Here is a 15,303-nt window from a genome sequence, read left to right as displayed (position 1 = left end):
CGGTCGGTCAGCCGCCGGCCCGGCGCGCGGTGCGCGGCGGACGGTAGGCCCACTCCCGGTCGGCGTCGGTGATCTCGCGGATCACCCGCGCCGGTGCCCCGGCGGCCACCACCATCGGCGGCACGTGCGCCGTCACGACGCTGCCCGCGCCGACCACCGAGCCCCGCCCGACGGTGACCCCGGGCATGATCTGCGCGCCCGACCCGATCCACACGTCGTCCTCGATGCGCACCGGCGCCGAGAACTGGGTGCCGTCCCGGCGCAGGTCCGGGTGGACGGGGTGCCCGGTGGTGCTCACGGTCACGTGCGGCGCGAACATCACCCGGTCCCCGACGAAGACCTCGACGTCGTCGACGAGGGTGAGCCCGAAGTTGGCGTACACGTCGTCGCCCAGGTGCACACGGCTGCCGTAGGCCACGTGCAGCGGCGGCTCGATGCACACGCCCGTGCCCAGCGAGCCGAGCAGCTCCTCGAGCACCGCCCGGCGGCCCTCCTCGTCGCGGGCGCCGGTCCGGTTGTAGGCGTCGGCCAGCTCCTTGCCCCGCGTCCGCTCCCGCGCCAGCCCCTCCAGTCCGGGCGCGCCGTCCGCGTAGAGCTCGTGCGCCGCCATCCTGCGGCGTACGCCGAGTTCGCGGGGGTCGGTGGTCATGACGTCTCCTTCGGTCGGTACGGGCCGGCGACCGGCCCCGTCGGCACGGGCGGCGGCCGTGCGGACGGGGCCGTGAGCGGGTGGGCGGAGGCTCAGCCGGCGGACACGTCGGTCACCGTCCAGCGCTGGTTCGCACCGGAGTTGGGCGGCCAGGTGGTCACGGCCGCGCCCTCGTGCGTCGCCTGGCCGCCGACTTCCAGCAGACGGCCGGTCGCGGCGTTGACCAGGGTCCAGGTGCCGTCACCGGTGGTCGACATGATCCACTCGGTGGCCCGGTCACGCCGGCCGGTGTCCGGTTCGGCGACCGGGGCGTCGTCACGTACGGCCAGCCGCGTGCCGTCCTCGGGGTTCGTGAAGACGTGGCGGTCGCGGACGCCGCTGTCATGGCGCACCGCGCTCAGCCGCCACCGCTGGGCGCTGGTGCCGTCCCCCTCGCCGAGGACCAGGCTCCTGCCGTCGCCCGCCACGGTGACGGCCTTGCCGCTCTGCACGCCGGTCAGGGTGTAGGTGTGGCCCTTGCGCAGCAGTGCGGCGTCCTTCGCGACGCCGGAGACGCCCTTGATCTCGAAGGAGGTCACGGACTGCGCGGGCACGGTGAAGGTGGCCGCGCGGTCGCGCACCCTGATCGGGGACCGCTTCTCGAGCTTGCCGTCCGCGCTGGTCACGACCGGGGTGACGGTGGCGCGGCGGCCGACCTCGCGGAACTCGGAGAGGTCGATGGTGACCGCGCGGGCCTCGGTGGTGCGGTTGACGTGGACGAGCGATGCACCCTTGCCGTCGCGGGTGACGGCGGCCGCGCTGGAGGTGTCGTCCGTCTTGATCAGCCGGTCGCCGGGTTTGATGAAGTGCGTGAAGTTCCGGGCGGTGTCGAACTTGGTGTTGGTCCGGATCGGGCAGGTCTCCAGGGTGTCCTCGGCGGTGCAGTCGAAGGGGAGCTGGATGCTGCCCCAGTTGCCGCCCTTGTCGGACTCGCCGCCGGGCTTCATGTTGTCGTAGTCCTCGACGGGCTGCCAGAACACCCAGGCCCGCGGCTCCAGTTCGCGCAGGTCGTCGACGATGTGCTGGGCGAGGCCGAGGCCGGGCCGCATGTCCTCGAAGTCCTGGCCGTCGCCCCAGTCGCCGCCGACCTCGCTCATCCACAGCGGCTTGTCCGCGGCCTTGGCGAGGTCCCGGACGGTCGTGCGCTGCCCGGTGCCGTAGGTGTGGACGTTCATCTGGCCGACGAGGTCGCGGTCGGCGGGGGAGTAGGCGCTCCAGTTCTTCGCGAAGGTACCCGGGTTGGTCTCGTCCATCGCCGAGATGTCCGCTCCGACCTTCGCCTCCCTCAGCGCGGGCGCGAGGGCCTGGAGGACCTCGCGCTGCAGCTCGGGACCCATGTGCGCCCCTTCCTGCCGGCCGCCGACGGGCTCCCCGTCCGCGCCCAGTCGCGTTCCCCAGTAAGGGGTGTTGGGCTCGTTGAACGGGTCGACCGTGTCGACCTCGATGCCCTCGGCCTGTTCCAGCCGCCGCGTCGCGCCCGCCAGGTAGGCGGCGAAGTCGTCGACCGACTCGGCCTTCAGCTGGTCGGCCGAGGAGTCGAAGCCGCCGGAGACGTAGCCGCTGACGGTCATGAACCAGGGCGGGGAGTTGCTGAACGTCTCCCAGTGATCGATGTCGTCCTTGATGCGTTCGACCCACCAGCGCTGGGTGGCGTCGGCGTCCTCGTTCCAGTCGGCCGGGTCGTCCGCGCTCCACCAGTCGGTGTCCTCGCGGGTGGTGCCGTCGGGCGCCCGCCACCAGCCCTCGACGGCGCCGCCGGCCCGCAGGTAGTCCTTCACGTCCGGGGCGTTGCCGCCGCCGATGTTGTAGCGGGCGATGTTCAGGCCCAGGCCCTCGTCGTCGAAGAGGAGCCGGGCCAGCTTCTCGCGTATCTCGGGCGGGTAGTCGCCGGTGGCGTTGGCGAACCAGACCAGACTGGTGCCCCACCCCTCGAACCTCTCCTGCTGGTACGACGGGTCCGGCCGCACGGTGACGGAGGCGGCGGCGCGGGCGCCCTCCGGCCCGGCCTGGGCGGGTACGCCGATCAGGCCGGCCCCCGTGGCCAGTGCGGTCAGGACGGCGCCCGTGAGGAGGCGTCTGCTGCGGGTACGGCGTGCCATCGAGTGCTCCCAACTGGAAGGTGTGGTCGCTGCGGTGGCCCCTTCCGCCCGGTTGCGGGCAGGAGGGGACGGCCCCGGAGCGGGTGTGTGCCGCTCGCTCCGGGGAGAAGGGCGGGCGGTACCGGAGGCGCGCTCAGCCGGTGGGCGTGCGCAGGACGGCGACGCCCCGGCCCGCGAGGACGACGGCGCCCTCGTCGCCCGTGCCGCCCACCAGTACCTCTCCGGCGAGCCCGGGGACGGTGACCGGCTCGTCGGTCCGGTTGACCAGGAACAGGAACCGTCCGCCGGGGCCGCGGCGCACGGTGGTCTCCACCCGGCCGTGCACCTCGGCGGGCAGGTCGCTCGTCACCCCGGCCGGCTCCAGCAGCCGTGGCAGCAGCGCCGCCAGCCCGTCGGTGCCGAGCCGGGTGGAGACGTAGGCGGCCGAACCGCTGCCCGTCGGTCGCCGGGTGACGGCCGGGCGGCCCGCGTGTGTGCCGGTGCGGTAGCGGGCCAGGACCTCGGTCTCCGGCGCGGTCACGGTGATCTGGTCGGTCCACAGGCCGCCGGTGCCCGCGCCGTCCAGCTCCACCGTCCGCCCGGCGGGCAGCGGACCGAACTCCTCGACGCGGATGCCGAGCAGGTCCCGCAGGGCGCCCGGGTAACCGCCCAGCCAGACGTGGTCGTTCTCGTCCACGATGCCGGAGAAGTAGGTGGTGACGAGGTGCCCGCCCTGCTCGGCGTACCGGGTGAGGTCCTTGGCCAGCTCGGCCGGGACCAGGTGCAGCACCGGGGCGATCACCACCCGGTGGCGGCTCAGGTCGGCACCGGTGGGGAGGACGTCGGCGCGGACGCCGAGGGAGAGCAGCGCCGAGTACCAGTCCAGCGCCTCCCGGTGGTAGTCGAGCAGCGAGGTGGGGTGCGAGTCCTGCTCGCTCGCCCACCAGGACTCCCAGTCGAAGAGGATGCCGACCTCGGCGGGCTCCCGCTCGCTCCCGGCGACCGGCGCCAGTGTCTTCAGCGTCTCGCCGAGCGCGGAGACCGCCCGGAACAGGTCGCTGTCGGCGCCGGCGTGCGGGACCATCGCCGAGTGGTACTTCTCGGCGCCCGCGGCCGACTGGCGCCACTGGAAGAAGCAGACCGCGTCGGCACCGTGGGCCACGTGCGTCAGCGAGTCCCGGGCCATCTCGCCCGGTCGCTTGGCGAGGTTGACGGGCTGCCAGTTCACGGCGCTGGTCGAGTGCTCCATCAGGAACCAGGGCCGGCCGCCCGCGATCCCGCTGGTGAGGTTGGCCGAGAAGGACAGCTCGTCACGGTCCCGGGGGCTCGGCACGACGTAGTGGTCGTTGGCGACGAAGTCCACCTCGGCGGCCCAGTCCGCGTAGTTCATGCCCTTGATGCCCGGCATCACCATGAAGTTGGTGGTCACGGGGATGCCGGGCGTCAGCTCCCGCAGGACCTCGCGCTCCGCCCGAAGGTGGTCCTTGAGGGCGTCGGACGAGAAGCGCTTGAAGTCGAGCTGCTGGGTCGGGTTCGGGTGGGAGGCGGCCAGCCGCGGCGGCAGGATCTGCTCCCAGTCGCTGTAGCGCTGGGACCAGAACGCCGTGCCCCAGGCGTCGTTGAGGGCGTCCAGGGTGGCGTACCGTCCGCGCAGCCAGTCGCGGAAGGCGCGGGCCGCGTCGTCGGAATAGTCGTAGACGTTGTGGCAGCCCAGTTCGTTGTTGACGTGCCAGGCGACCAGGGCCGGGTGACCGGCGTAGCGCGCCGCCATCTCGCGGACCAGGCGCAGGGCGTGCTCTCGGAAGACCGGCGAGGTCGGGCGCCAGTGCTGGCGCGCGCCCGGCCACAGGGTCTCTCCCCGGTCGGTGACGGGGAGGATCTCGGGGTGCGCGGCGGTCAGCCACGGCGGCGGGGACGCGGTGGCGGTGGCCAGGTCGACGCCGACGCCGTTCTCGTGCAGCAGGTCCATGACGTCGTCGAGCCAGCCGAAGTCCCAGGCGTCGGGGCCGGGCTGGATGCGTGCCCAGGAGAAGATGCCCACGGACACCACGTTGACGCCGGCCTCGCGCATCAGCCGTACGTCCTCCTCCCACACCTCCCGGGGCCACTGCTCGGGGTTGTAGTCGGCGCCGTAGGCGAGACGGGGGGCGGGCGCGCCGTCCGTCCCGCGGTGGAGACGGGACAGGAGGGTGGAGATCATGGCGGTCCAGGTCCTTCCGGTGTGTTGCGTCAGCAGTTCTCGACTGCTCCTCGGCTGTCTCTCGGCTACTTCCCGACGGTGAATCCCTGCTCGGTGCCGTACTTGACCGACGCCTCCTGCCAGGACTTCAGGCCTTCGGTCAGCGTGGTGTCCGAGACGTAGGCCTTGCCGACGGTGTCGTTGAAGATCGAGTTGGCGTACACCTGGTAGGGCAGGTACGACCAGTCGTCGGCGACGTTCGCGGCCGACTGGGCGAAGATCCTGTTGGCCTTCTGGCCGCCGAAGTAGGGGAACGCCGTGTCCTGGAACTCCTTGGACTCCAGGTCGGCGGTGGTCGCCGGGAAGGCGCCGTTCGCCAGGCGGGTCCGGACGCCCTCCCCGGCGTTGGCGTACTCGACGAAGGCGTACGCCAACGCCTCGTTCCCGCCCAGCTCCGGAAGGGCCAGGGCGCTGCCGCCGTTCTCCGCGCTCGCCCTCCCGCCCTCGGTCCACTGCGGCAGCGGGGCGACGCGCCAGTCGCCGGCGGCGTCCTTCACGCCCGAGGCGAGGTTGGCGGGCATCCAGGCGCCGGTGGCCAGGGTCGCGATGGTGCCGTCACCGAGGCCCTTGTACCAGTCGTCGGTCCAGTTGGTGACCGGGGCGAGCAGCTTCTCGTCGATGAGCTTCTGCCAGGTGTCGGTGAACGTCTTCGCGCCCTGGTCCGAGAAGTCGATCCTCACCTCGGTGCCGTTCACCGTGTAGGGGCGCGAACCGGCCTGCCAGAGCATGCTGGTGGCGAAACCGGCGTCGCCGGCGTCGGCGGTGATGTATGCCTTCGGGTCGGCCTTGCGCAGTTCACGGGCGGCTTCCAGGTACTCGGCCCAGGTGGTGGGCACCGCGATGTCGTACTTGTCGAAGACCCTCTTGTTGTAGAACAGCGCCATCGGGCCCGAGTCCATCGGCAGGGCGTAGACGCCGTCACCGCCGGCCTTCACACCGTTCCACGGGCCGGGGGAGAACGTGCCGGAGAGCTTGTCGGCGCCGAAGCCCTTGAGGTCGGTGAGCTGCTCGGTCAGTGCGTACTGGCCCATCGCGTAGTACTCGATCTGCGCGACGTCCGGGACGCCCTTCTTCGCCGATATCGCGTTCTGCAGCGCGGTGTACTGGTCGGCGTTGGTGCCGGCGTTGACGAGGTCGACCTCGACGCCGGGGTGCTTCTTCTCGAAGTCGGCGGCCACCTGTTCCAGCGTGGGCTCCCACGCCCAGACCGTGATGGTGCCCCCCTTCTCCAGGGCCGCCCGGATGTCCTCCCGGGAGACCGTCTTCCGGCTGGGCCCCCCGTCGTCGGAGCCGCAGGCGGTCACCCCCAGCGCGAGGGCGCAGACGAGGCCGATGCCGCGCAGCAGGCGGCGCGAGTGCTTGTGCATGGGCGAGCTTCCACTTCTTCGTGGGCCGGGACCGGCACCGTTGGGGGCTGGCGGGGGCGGGGAAGGACAGGGGAGCGGCTACTCCTTGACGCTTCCGGCGGCGAGTCCGGACTGCCAGTACCTCTGCAGCAGCAGGAACGCGGCGATCAGCGGCAGGATGGTGATGAGCGACCCGGTGACGACCAGGTTGAAGACGGCCTCGCCGCCCGCGGTCGCGGCCTGGGCGTTCCAGCTGTTCAGGCCGAGGGTCAGCGGATACCAGTCGGGGTCCTTGAGCATGACCAGCGGCAGGAAGTAGTTGTTCCAGGTCGCGACCATGGTGAACAGCAGGACCGTGACGATGCCCGGCGCCAGCAGCGGCAGCGCGACCCGGAAGAAGGTGCGCACCTCGCCGGCGCCGTCGATGCGGGCGGCCTCCATCAGCTCCGTCGGGATGGCCTCGTTCGCGAACACCCACATCAGATACAGGCCGAACGGCGAGATCAGGGACGGGATGATCACCGCCCAAGGGGTGTTGGTGAGCCCCATCTTGCTGAACATCAGGAAGGTCGGCACCGCCAGTGCCGTACCCGGCACCGCCACCGCGCCGATGACCACCGCGAAGACGGCCCGCCGGCCCGGGAAGTCGAACTTGGCCAGCGCGTAGCCGCCGAGTACGGCGAGGAAGGTGGCGCCGCCCGCGCCCAGGCCCACGTACAGCAGGGTGTTGAGCAGCCAGCGGGTGAAGACGCCGTCGTCGTAGGTGAACGTCTGGCTGATGTTCTCCCACAGCGCGAAGTCGCCGTCGAACCACAGCCCGAAGGAACGCGACAGTCCCTCCTGCGTCTTGGTGGCGCTGACCGCCAGCCAGATCAGCGGTACCAGGCTGTAGAGCAGCACCAGTGAGGTGAGCAGGGTCAGCAGGACGCTGCGCCGGGGCTTGTCGGCGGAGTGCCGGCGCCGGGGCGTGCGCAGCCGGGGCGGTACGGAGCCCGGTGTGCCGGAGGCCTTGGCCGCGCCGCGGTCGACGACGGTGACGACGGGACTGGTCATCGCTGCTCACACTCCCTTGCGCATGCCGCGCAGCTGGACGACGTAGGCGATGACCATGGTGATCAGCCCCATGACGATGGCGACCGTCGCGGAGTAGTTGTGCTGCTGGCCGTTGAAGGACAGCGAGTACGTGTAGAAGTTCGGCGTGTAGTCGGTCGTGATGGCGTTGGGGGCGAGCGGCTGGAGGATGCTGGGCTCGTTGAAGAGCTGGAAGCTGCCGATGATCGAGAAGATCGTCGCGATCACCAGGGCGCCGCGGATGGCAGGGAGCTTGATCGCGGTGATCACGCGGAGCTGCCCGGCGCCGTCGATCTGCGCGGCCTCGTACAGGGAGTGCGGGATCACGCGCAGCGCCGAATAGAAGATCAGCATGTTGTAGCCGGCGAACTCCCAGGTCACGATGTTGCCGATGGAGGCCAGCACCAGGTCGGGGGAGAGCGGGTCGGGCAGCGAGACGCCGAAGGCGCCGTTGATGTCGCCGACCAGGCCGAAGCGGGTGCCGTACATGAAACCCCACATCAGGGTGGCCACCACGGCGGGCACGGCGTACGGCAGGAAGATCGAGATGCGGAAGAAGTCCCGGCCGTACAGGCGTCCGCTGTCCAGTGCCAGGGCGACCAGCAGCGCGATCCCGAGCATGATCGGCACCTGGACGGCCAGGAAGAGCGAGACCCGGCCGAGCGCGGCCCAGAACCGGTCGTCCTGGAGGGCCTGGGTGTAGTTGTCCAGGCCGACGAAGGTCGTTCCGCCGATCAGCTGGTCGCGGAAGAGGCTGAGGTAGACGGAGTACGCGATCGGCGCGAGGAAGACCAGGGCGAACACGGCCACGAAGGGACCCAGGAAGCCCCACCCCGTCCAGGAGCGGCGGTTTTGCCTGGCCCGGGGCGGGGCCGGCCGCGGTGCGGCGGCGGCCGGCGGTTGCAGCGTCGTCATGTCGTCCTCGCTCGTCCAGGTACGGGAGCATCAGCATGTTTGCGTAAACATCACGCGGCGCGAAGTGCGGTCCGGGACCGGCGGAGGGCTGTTATGTTTGCGTAAACATTTGATGGCGGCATGTCTACACTGCCCCGTGGAGGACGGTCAAGGGTCCTTCGCGAACCGGGACTCGGACGGCTGCGGAGAGGTGGCGGACGCAAGTGGACACGGCTGAGGGGCTCGCGGACCCGCGGGAGGCGGGCGCGCGACGCCGGCGCGGCGGCCGGGTGCCCACCGCGTCCATGGCGGACGTGGCGCGGCTGGCGGGGGTCTCCTCGCAGACCGTCTCCCGCGTTTCCAACGGCTACGCCGGGGTGACCGAGGAGACCCGGCGGCAGGTGCTGGCGGCCATGAAGGAGCTGGGCTACCGGCCCAACAGCGCGGCCCGCGCGCTCAAGCGCGGCGAGTTCCGCACCATCGGCGTCATCACCTTCTCGCTGGCCACCACCGGCAACGTGCGCACCCTGGAGGCCATCGCCACCTCCGCGGCGAGCGAGGGGTACGCGGTGACCCTCCTGCCGGTCGCCGTCCCCACCCAGGACGAGGTGCGGGGCGCCTTCTCCCGGCTGGAGGAACTCGCCGTCGACGCGGTGATCGTCATCATGGAGGTGCACCTGCTGGACGCGGCGACGCTCCAGCTGCCGCCCCACGTGCAGGTCGTGGTCGTCGACTCCGACGCGGGCGACCACTACACGGTCGTCGACACCGACCAGGCCGGCGGCACCCGGGCCGCCGTGCGCCACCTGCTGGACCTCGGGCACGAGACCGTGTGGCACCTCGGCGGGCCCGAGGACTCCTTCGCCGCCCAGCGCCGCACGGACGCATGGCGAAGCACGCTCGCCGAGGCCGGCCGCACCCCGCCGCCCCTGGTCCGGGGCGACTGGTCGGCTCAGTCCGGCTACCGGGCCGGCCTCGAACTCGCCGCCCGCGAGGAGTGCACGGCCGTCTTCGCGGCCAACGACCAGATGGCCCTCGGCCTGCTGCGCGCCCTGCACGAGCATGGGCGGCGCGTCCCCGAGGACGTCAGTGTCATCGGCTTCGACGACATCGCCGAGGCCGGTTCCTTCCTGCCGCCCCTGACCACCGTCCACCAGGACTTCGCAGAGGTGGGGCGGCTGTGCGTCGAGGCCGTGCTGCGGAAGATGCGCCAGGACGGCCCGGAGCGGGGCACCACGCTGGTGCCGACCCGGCTGGTGACCCGGGCGAGCACCGCACCGCCACCGCGGTAGCGGCCCGGGCGCGGGCCGGCCAGCCGGCCCGCCGGCCCGCCGTCAGCCGGGACACGTGCATCGTGGGATGCCGGCGGCGTCCGCCACCTGCCGCTGGGTCGGACAGTCGCCGAAGTACAGCTTCAGGATGGTCCGCTCCCTGGCGGCAGCTCGGCGACGACCTGAGCGCCACCGGGTCGGTGACCAGCTCGAGCCTGTGGTCGTGCCGCGCGGCTCGTCCGCGGACAGCGGGTTGCGCGCCCGGTCCGCCCGCAGGGCGAGCCGTGCCTCCTGCTCGTGGATGCCGGTGGGCTGCCGGAGGTCGCGAACCGTCCCGCCGTCGGTGCGCCCGGCCCTGCGCACCTCCTCCTGTGCGAGCCGCACCGTCGATCGCGGGCACGGCGCAGGACAGGAAGGCGTGCCCCAGCCCGGGGGCGAAGCGGTCCACCGCCTTGACCCTCATCCGGTGCACGGGCTCCTCCTCGGGCGTCCGGCCGCCCGACCCGTCCGGCTCCCGCACCGTGCCGGGGGAGGGGTGGCGGACATGTGCGTCCACTTTCCGGTCCAGGGTGTACGGCGCGGAGGTCCCCGGCGTGCGCGGGGTTCCGTGCCCGACGGCGGCGGAACGGGCGCCCTCGCTCCTTTGCCCTGCGCACGTCGGCCGGTTCGTCGCCGAACGGGTGACTAACGCCCGGTTTACGGGCGGCCGTGGAAGGCAACTCCACAAGCCGACCGTTGTCCCCCACGTCCGGGAGAGCCTCATGACCCAAGTCGCCGACTATGTGCTCCAGCGCCTGTCCGAGTGGGGCGTCCAGCGTGTGTACGGCTATCCGGGTGACGGCATCAACGGTCTGCTCGGCGCCTTCGACCGGGCCGACGGCGACCCGGAGTTCATCCAGGCCCGGCACGAGGAGATGTCCGCGTTCATGGCCTGCGCCCACGCGAAGTTCACCGGCGAGGTGGGCTGCTGCGTCGCCACCTCGGGCCCGGGCGCCGTACACCTGCTCAACGGCCTCTACGACGCCAAGCTCGACCACCAGCCCGTCGTCGCGGTGATCGGCCAGCAGAAGCGGCTGTCGCTCGGCACGCATTACCAGCAGGAGATCGCCCTCGACCAGCTGTTCGCCGACGTCTCCGAGTTCTGCCAGATGGTCGTGCACCCGGGGCAGGCCCGGCACGTGATCGACCGCGCCTTCAAGACCGCGCTGACCACCCGGGGCGTCGCCACGATCATCATCCCGAACGACGTGCAGGAGGAGGACGCCATGCCCTCCCCGCCCAGGGAGCACGGTTCCGTCTTCTCCAGCGTCGGCTGGAGCCGCCCCCGGGTCCTGCCCGACCACGACGAACTGCGCAAGGCCGCCGATGTCCTCAACGCGGGCGACAAGGTCGCCATGCTGGTCGGCCAGGGCGCCGCCAACGCCGAGGCCGAGGTCATGGAGGTGGCCGAACTGCTCGGCGCCGGCGTGGCCAAGGCGCTGCTCGGCCGCGAGGTCCTGCCGGACGACCTGCCGTACGTCACCGGGCCCATCGGCCTGCTGGGCAGCAAGGCCAGCGACAAGATGATCCAGGGCTGCGACACCCTGCTGATGGTCGGCAGCAGCTTCCCGTACTCGGAGTGGCTGCCCGAGGAGGGGCAGGCCCGGGGCGTCGAGATCGACATCGACGGACGCATGATCGGCATCCGCTACCCCATGGACGCCCACCTCGTCGGCGACTCGAAGGAAACCCTCCGAGCCCTGATCCCGCTGCTCCAGCGCAAGAAGGACCGCGGCTGGCGGGAGAAGATCGAGAAGGACGTACGGGAGTGGCACGACCTGGCCGACCGCTGGGCCGGTGAGCACTTCGGCAAGACCATCAACCCCCAGGCCGTCGCCGCCGAACTCTCCTCCCGCCTGCCCGACGACGCCATCCTCACGGCCGACTCCGGCTCGGGCACCAACTGGTGGGCCCGGCACCTCAAGCTCCGCGAGGGCATGCGTGCCTCGCTGTCCGGCACCCTGGCGACGATGGGCCCCGGGACGCCGTACGCCATCGCGGCGCGGTTCGCGTACCCGGACCGGCCCGTGATCGCCTTCGTCGGTGACGGCGCGTTCCAGATGAACGGCATGAACGAGATGATCACCGTCAAGCGGTACCTGGACCGCCTGTCCGGCCCGGCCCCGCTGATCTTCTGCGTCTTCAACAACCAGGACCTCAACCAGGTCACCTGGGAGCAGCGCGCCATGGCCGGCGACCCGAAGTACCCCGGCTCACAGGACATCCCCGACGTCCCCTACGCCGCCTACGCCGAACTCCTCGGCCTCAAGGGCATCGTCTGCGCCGACCCCAAGAAGGTCGGCGACGCCTGGGACGAGGCACTGTCCGCCGGCCGGCCCGTGGTCCTGGAGTTCAAGGTCGACGCGGAGATCGCGCCGATCCCGCCGCACATCATGAAGGAGCAGGGCAAGAAGGCCGTCAAGGCGGCGCTGCACGACCCGGAAGCCACCGGGATCGCCACCAAGGGCGTACGCCAGAAGCTCACCGAGTACGCCGAGCACCTGCCCGGCCGGGGCAATAAGTGAGCGGCGGCCCACAGGACCGCGGCGGCGGGCGGCACCGCCGGGCGGGCGCCACCGACGTCGTGGTCGTCACCGGGGCGACCGGCGGCGTCGGCCGGGCCACCGCCCGGGCCTTCGGCGCCCGCGGCAGTGCGGTGGCCCTGCTCGCGCGCGGCGAGCACGCCCTCGAGCGGGCGGCCGAGGAGGTCAGGGAGGCGGGCGGACGTGCGCTGCCGCTGGTGGTGGACGTCTCCGACCCCGACGCGGTGGACTCGGCGGCCGGGCGGATCGAGGCGGAACTCGGCCCGATCGACGTGTGGGTGAACGCTGCCTTCTCGACCGTCTTCGCGCCCGTGGCGGAGATCAAGCCCGAGGAACTGCGGCGGGCCACCGAGGTCACCTACTTCGGCTTCGTCCACGGCACCCAGGCCGCCCTGCGGCGCATGACCCCGCGCGACCGCGGCACGATCGTCCAGGTCGGCTCCGCCCTGGCCCAGCGCAGCGTCCCGCTCCAGGCGGCGTACTGCGGGGCCAAGCACGCCATCCAGGGTTTCACCGAGTCCCTGCGCTGCGAACTGCTGCACGACCGCAGCGGCGTGCGGGTGACCATGGTGCAGATGCCGGGGCTCAACACGCCCCAGTTCAGCTGGGTGCTCACCCGGCTGCCCCGGCACCCGCGCCCGGTGGCCCCCGTCTACCAGCCCGAGGTCGCCGCCGAGGCGGTCCTGTACGCCGCGGACCATCCGGAGCGGCGCGAGTACTGGGTCGGCGGCTCCACCGTCGCCACCCTGCTGGGCCAGAAGCTCGCCCCCGGGCTCCTGGACCGCTACCTGGCCCGCACCGGCTACGACGGGCAGCAGACCGACGAGCCCGTCGACCCGTCCCGGCCGGTCAACCTCTGGAAGCCGCCGGACGACGCCGCCCCCGCCGACTACGGCGCCCACGGCGTCTTCGACGACGAGGCCCACCCGCGCAGCTTCCAGTTCTGGCTCTCCCGCCACCGCCGCCCGCTCGCCCTGGCCGCCGCCGTGACCGGAACGGCCGCCGCCGCGCTCGCCGGCGCCATGCGCCGGTGCTCCCGGCACGGCGCGGTCGAGGCGTCGCTGCACCGGGCCGCGCGCGCCGCCCGAAGGGCGTGACCGTCGCCCCGGCCACCCGGTTTCCGGGCAGGGGCGGGTGTGCGGGACGGCTGCAAGGGTGCGGGCGACGGATGGCCCGGTGATGGTCCCGCCCGAAGGCGGCACGCCGTGGTCCTCGGTCGCCTCCGGCCCGGGCCGGTGCGCCCGGCTCGGGGCCAGGGTGCCCGTTCCGGCTTCGTGGTGTCGGGCGTGCGGGTCGGTTGAGCGTGTGTGGGTGAGGGTCCCGTCCGAGGCAGGGGCGCGGCGGCGGTCAGTCGTCTTCGGCTCCGGCGCCGGGCCGGCTGCCGGTGTGCCCGGCTCGGCGCCTGGGTGCCTGTCCCGGCTTCCGTTTCGGGCGTCGGGGGCCGGGTGTGCGGACGCGGTCGGCGGTGGGTGCGGACACCGGGCCGGGCGGCGGCTCCCGGACGGTGCGGGTCCGGCGGGACGATGGCCCGGTTCGTGCCGTCTCGGCCGGGCAGCCCTGCTCCACGGCGGTTTCGGCAGAGCAAGCCTCCGGCCCGCTCCCGGCCGCCCGTGCCTCAGGCGGCCGGCGAGGCCGTGCGCCGGTCGAGTACGTCCTTCGTCACCGCGTCGACCAGGTAGGTCTGCGTGTCGTCCCGGCGCACGGCGGTCACCTCCACGGACCACACCGTGCGAGCCTGCCGGTCCCGCTCCAGGCGGATGCCGGACACCTTGCCGAAGTCCGGGCTCTTCACCTGCTCGACCGCCTCCTCGGGCAGCACCTCGGCCGAGTCGGCCAGCGCGGCGGCCCGCTCCTTGTCCGCGGCCGACTGCCCGCCCGGCACGGAGGAGCCCAGCAGCCGCCCGTGCACGGCCCCGACGCGGACCACGTGAACGGTTCCGTCACGGTCGGCGACCCGGGTGTACCAGACGGGTTCCGGCTCGGTGGCCCCGCGCAGCGCCACCGAGAGCAGGTGGCCGCCGGAGACCTCGTCGAGCGCCTCGCGCACGGCACGGTCGTAGGGCGTCTCGACCTGTGGCAGCACCTCCGGGCGCGGCGAGGGCGGTGGGCCCTCGCAGCCGGCGCCCGTGAGCAGCAGTACGCCCACCGCCACGGACGCGGAGACCCACGGAACGCGGGGGCGGCGCCGGGCGCCGTTGCACATCGGGAGGCGGACCATGGAACGTATGCCTTTCCGGAGCGGGAGGGGGAGGACCGAAGGACTGAGGGACCGCTCACTCCCGGTCGATGGTGCGCGTCCACCAGTGGTGCTCGCAGAACCAGTGACCGACCATCGCGCCGCCGAACACGACGAATCCCACGCCGATCAGCCAGGACTCCACCACCAGCACGATGCCGACGGTGCCGTAGCTGATCGCGTTGTCCAGGATGAGCGGGGTGAAGACCAGGTACGAGAAACCCCGCAGCCCGATGAGGCCGACCATGGTCGCGACGGCCCCCGGCAACAGGTCCCGCCAGCGGACCTGGCTGCCGAGCAGGAAGTGCTGCCCCCACCAGAAGAACAGCATGCCCGTCGCCGTGGACAGCACGATCCGCACCGACCCGTGCAGCGCGGTCCGCGTCTGGACCTCCTGGTAGAGGTAGGCGGTCAGCACGACCACCCAGGTCAGCTGGCGCCACACACGGTGCCACGGGCCGGAGGGCAGCTCCCAGATCCGCTCGTAGCCGTTCTGCACACTCGCCGCGAAGGACACGCCGAACACGGCGAGCGCGATGCCGCCCCAGACACTGGTGGTGCCGATGACCTTGGTCGGCGGACTGATGATGTCGGTCAGCACCTTGGCGGACCGGCCGGACAGTCCCATGCCGTCGGCCAGCCAGGACGCGAAGCCGCCGCGTCCGAGCGGATCGAAGGCGGCCACCACGATGAGCAGCGGCGCCAGGGTCACCAGGGCGAGGGTGGCGAACCCCATGGCACGGTGCATCAGCTCCAGGTCCCGGCCGCGCCGGACCAGGGCGGAGGCGGCCAGCCGGTCCCACACACGGTGGAACGGCTGCCAGAACCGGTTCACGGAGTGCTCCTCGGGCGTCCTTCCGATGGCTCGTGGACGCGCAACTGAGTGACCCGGGGACGG

12 protein-coding genes are annotated in these 15,303 nt (G+C 72.2%); 3 read left to right on the top strand and 9 right to left on the bottom strand.

Annotated features, from left to right (window positions below):
• Positions 1-7: 7 nt before the first annotated feature.
• The 6 genes from ACFW47_RS22075 to ACFW47_RS22050 form a co-directional block, all read right to left on the bottom strand.
• The gene (locus ACFW47_RS22075) at positions 8-649 is read right to left on the bottom strand and encodes a sugar O-acetyltransferase (RefSeq protein ID WP_386306758.1); all 642 of its coding nucleotides are present in this window, start codon (positions 647-649) and stop codon (positions 8-10) included.
• Between the two features lie 92 nt (positions 650-741).
• Complete coding sequence (locus tag ACFW47_RS22070; RefSeq protein ID WP_386283616.1) at positions 742-2,787, bottom strand: glycoside hydrolase; 2,046 nt, start codon at positions 2,785-2,787, stop codon at positions 742-744.
• 133 nt (positions 2,788-2,920) lie between these two features.
• A complete protein-coding gene (locus ACFW47_RS22065; protein WP_386283614.1) occupies positions 2,921-4,966 on the bottom strand; it encodes a beta-galactosidase in 2,046 nt (681 codons plus the stop codon).
• Positions 4,967-5,031: 65 nt separating this feature from the next.
• Positions 5,032-6,372 carry an ABC transporter substrate-binding protein gene (locus ACFW47_RS22060; RefSeq protein ID WP_386283612.1) on the bottom strand — a complete coding sequence of 447 codons (1,341 nt, stop codon included), beginning with the start codon at positions 6,370-6,372 and terminating at the stop codon, positions 5,032-5,034.
• Between the two features lie 78 nt (positions 6,373-6,450).
• Positions 6,451-7,404, bottom strand: coding sequence for a carbohydrate ABC transporter permease (locus tag ACFW47_RS22055; RefSeq protein WP_386283609.1), 954 nt, complete (start codon positions 7,402-7,404; stop codon positions 6,451-6,453).
• A 6-nt stretch (positions 7,405-7,410) separates the two neighbouring features.
• Positions 7,411-8,337, bottom strand: coding sequence for a carbohydrate ABC transporter permease (locus tag ACFW47_RS22050; RefSeq protein ID WP_386283606.1), 927 nt, complete (start codon positions 8,335-8,337; stop codon positions 7,411-7,413).
• A gap of 284 nt (positions 8,338-8,621) precedes the next feature.
• Between ACFW47_RS22050 and ACFW47_RS22045 the strand changes: the two genes are divergently transcribed.
• On the top strand, positions 8,622-9,608 hold the full coding sequence (locus ACFW47_RS22045) for a LacI family DNA-binding transcriptional regulator (protein ID WP_386283716.1): 987 nt from the start codon (positions 8,622-8,624) through the stop codon (positions 9,606-9,608).
• Positions 9,609-9,650: 42 nt separating this feature from the next.
• On the opposite strand, the gene ACFW47_RS22040 is transcribed toward ACFW47_RS22045, so the two are convergent.
• Complete coding sequence (locus tag ACFW47_RS22040; protein WP_386306756.1) at positions 9,651-9,971, bottom strand: hypothetical protein; 321 nt, start codon at positions 9,969-9,971, stop codon at positions 9,651-9,653.
• Between the two features lie 377 nt (positions 9,972-10,348).
• Between ACFW47_RS22040 and ACFW47_RS22035 the strand changes: the two genes are divergently transcribed.
• On the top strand, positions 10,349-12,151 hold the full coding sequence (locus ACFW47_RS22035; protein ID WP_386306755.1) for a thiamine pyrophosphate-requiring protein: 1,803 nt from the start codon (positions 10,349-10,351) through the stop codon (positions 12,149-12,151).
• Positions 12,148-13,266 carry an SDR family oxidoreductase gene (locus ACFW47_RS22030; RefSeq protein WP_386283600.1) on the top strand — a complete coding sequence of 373 codons (1,119 nt, stop codon included), beginning with the start codon at positions 12,148-12,150 and terminating at the stop codon, positions 13,264-13,266. The genes ACFW47_RS22035 and ACFW47_RS22030 overlap by 4 nt, the downstream gene beginning before the upstream one ends.
• 518 nt (positions 13,267-13,784) lie before the next feature.
• On the opposite strand, the gene ACFW47_RS22025 is transcribed toward ACFW47_RS22030, so the two are convergent.
• Both ACFW47_RS22025 and ACFW47_RS22020 read right to left on the bottom strand, forming a co-directional pair.
• Positions 13,785-14,387, bottom strand: a complete 603-nt coding sequence (locus ACFW47_RS22025) for a PepSY domain-containing protein (protein WP_386283598.1) — start codon at positions 14,385-14,387, stop codon at positions 13,785-13,787.
• Between the two features lie 55 nt (positions 14,388-14,442).
• The gene (locus ACFW47_RS22020) at positions 14,443-15,240 is read right to left on the bottom strand and encodes a ribonuclease BN (protein WP_386283596.1); all 798 of its coding nucleotides are present in this window, start codon (positions 15,238-15,240) and stop codon (positions 14,443-14,445) included.
• Positions 15,241-15,303: the final 63 nt, after the last annotated feature.

This window comes from Streptomyces sp. NPDC058796 (genome assembly GCF_042745235.1).
Classification (GTDB): domain Bacteria; phylum Actinomycetota; class Actinomycetes; order Streptomycetales; family Streptomycetaceae; genus Streptomyces.
Note: the sequence above shows the minus strand (reverse complement) of the source record. Positions and strands in the feature narration are given on the sequence as shown.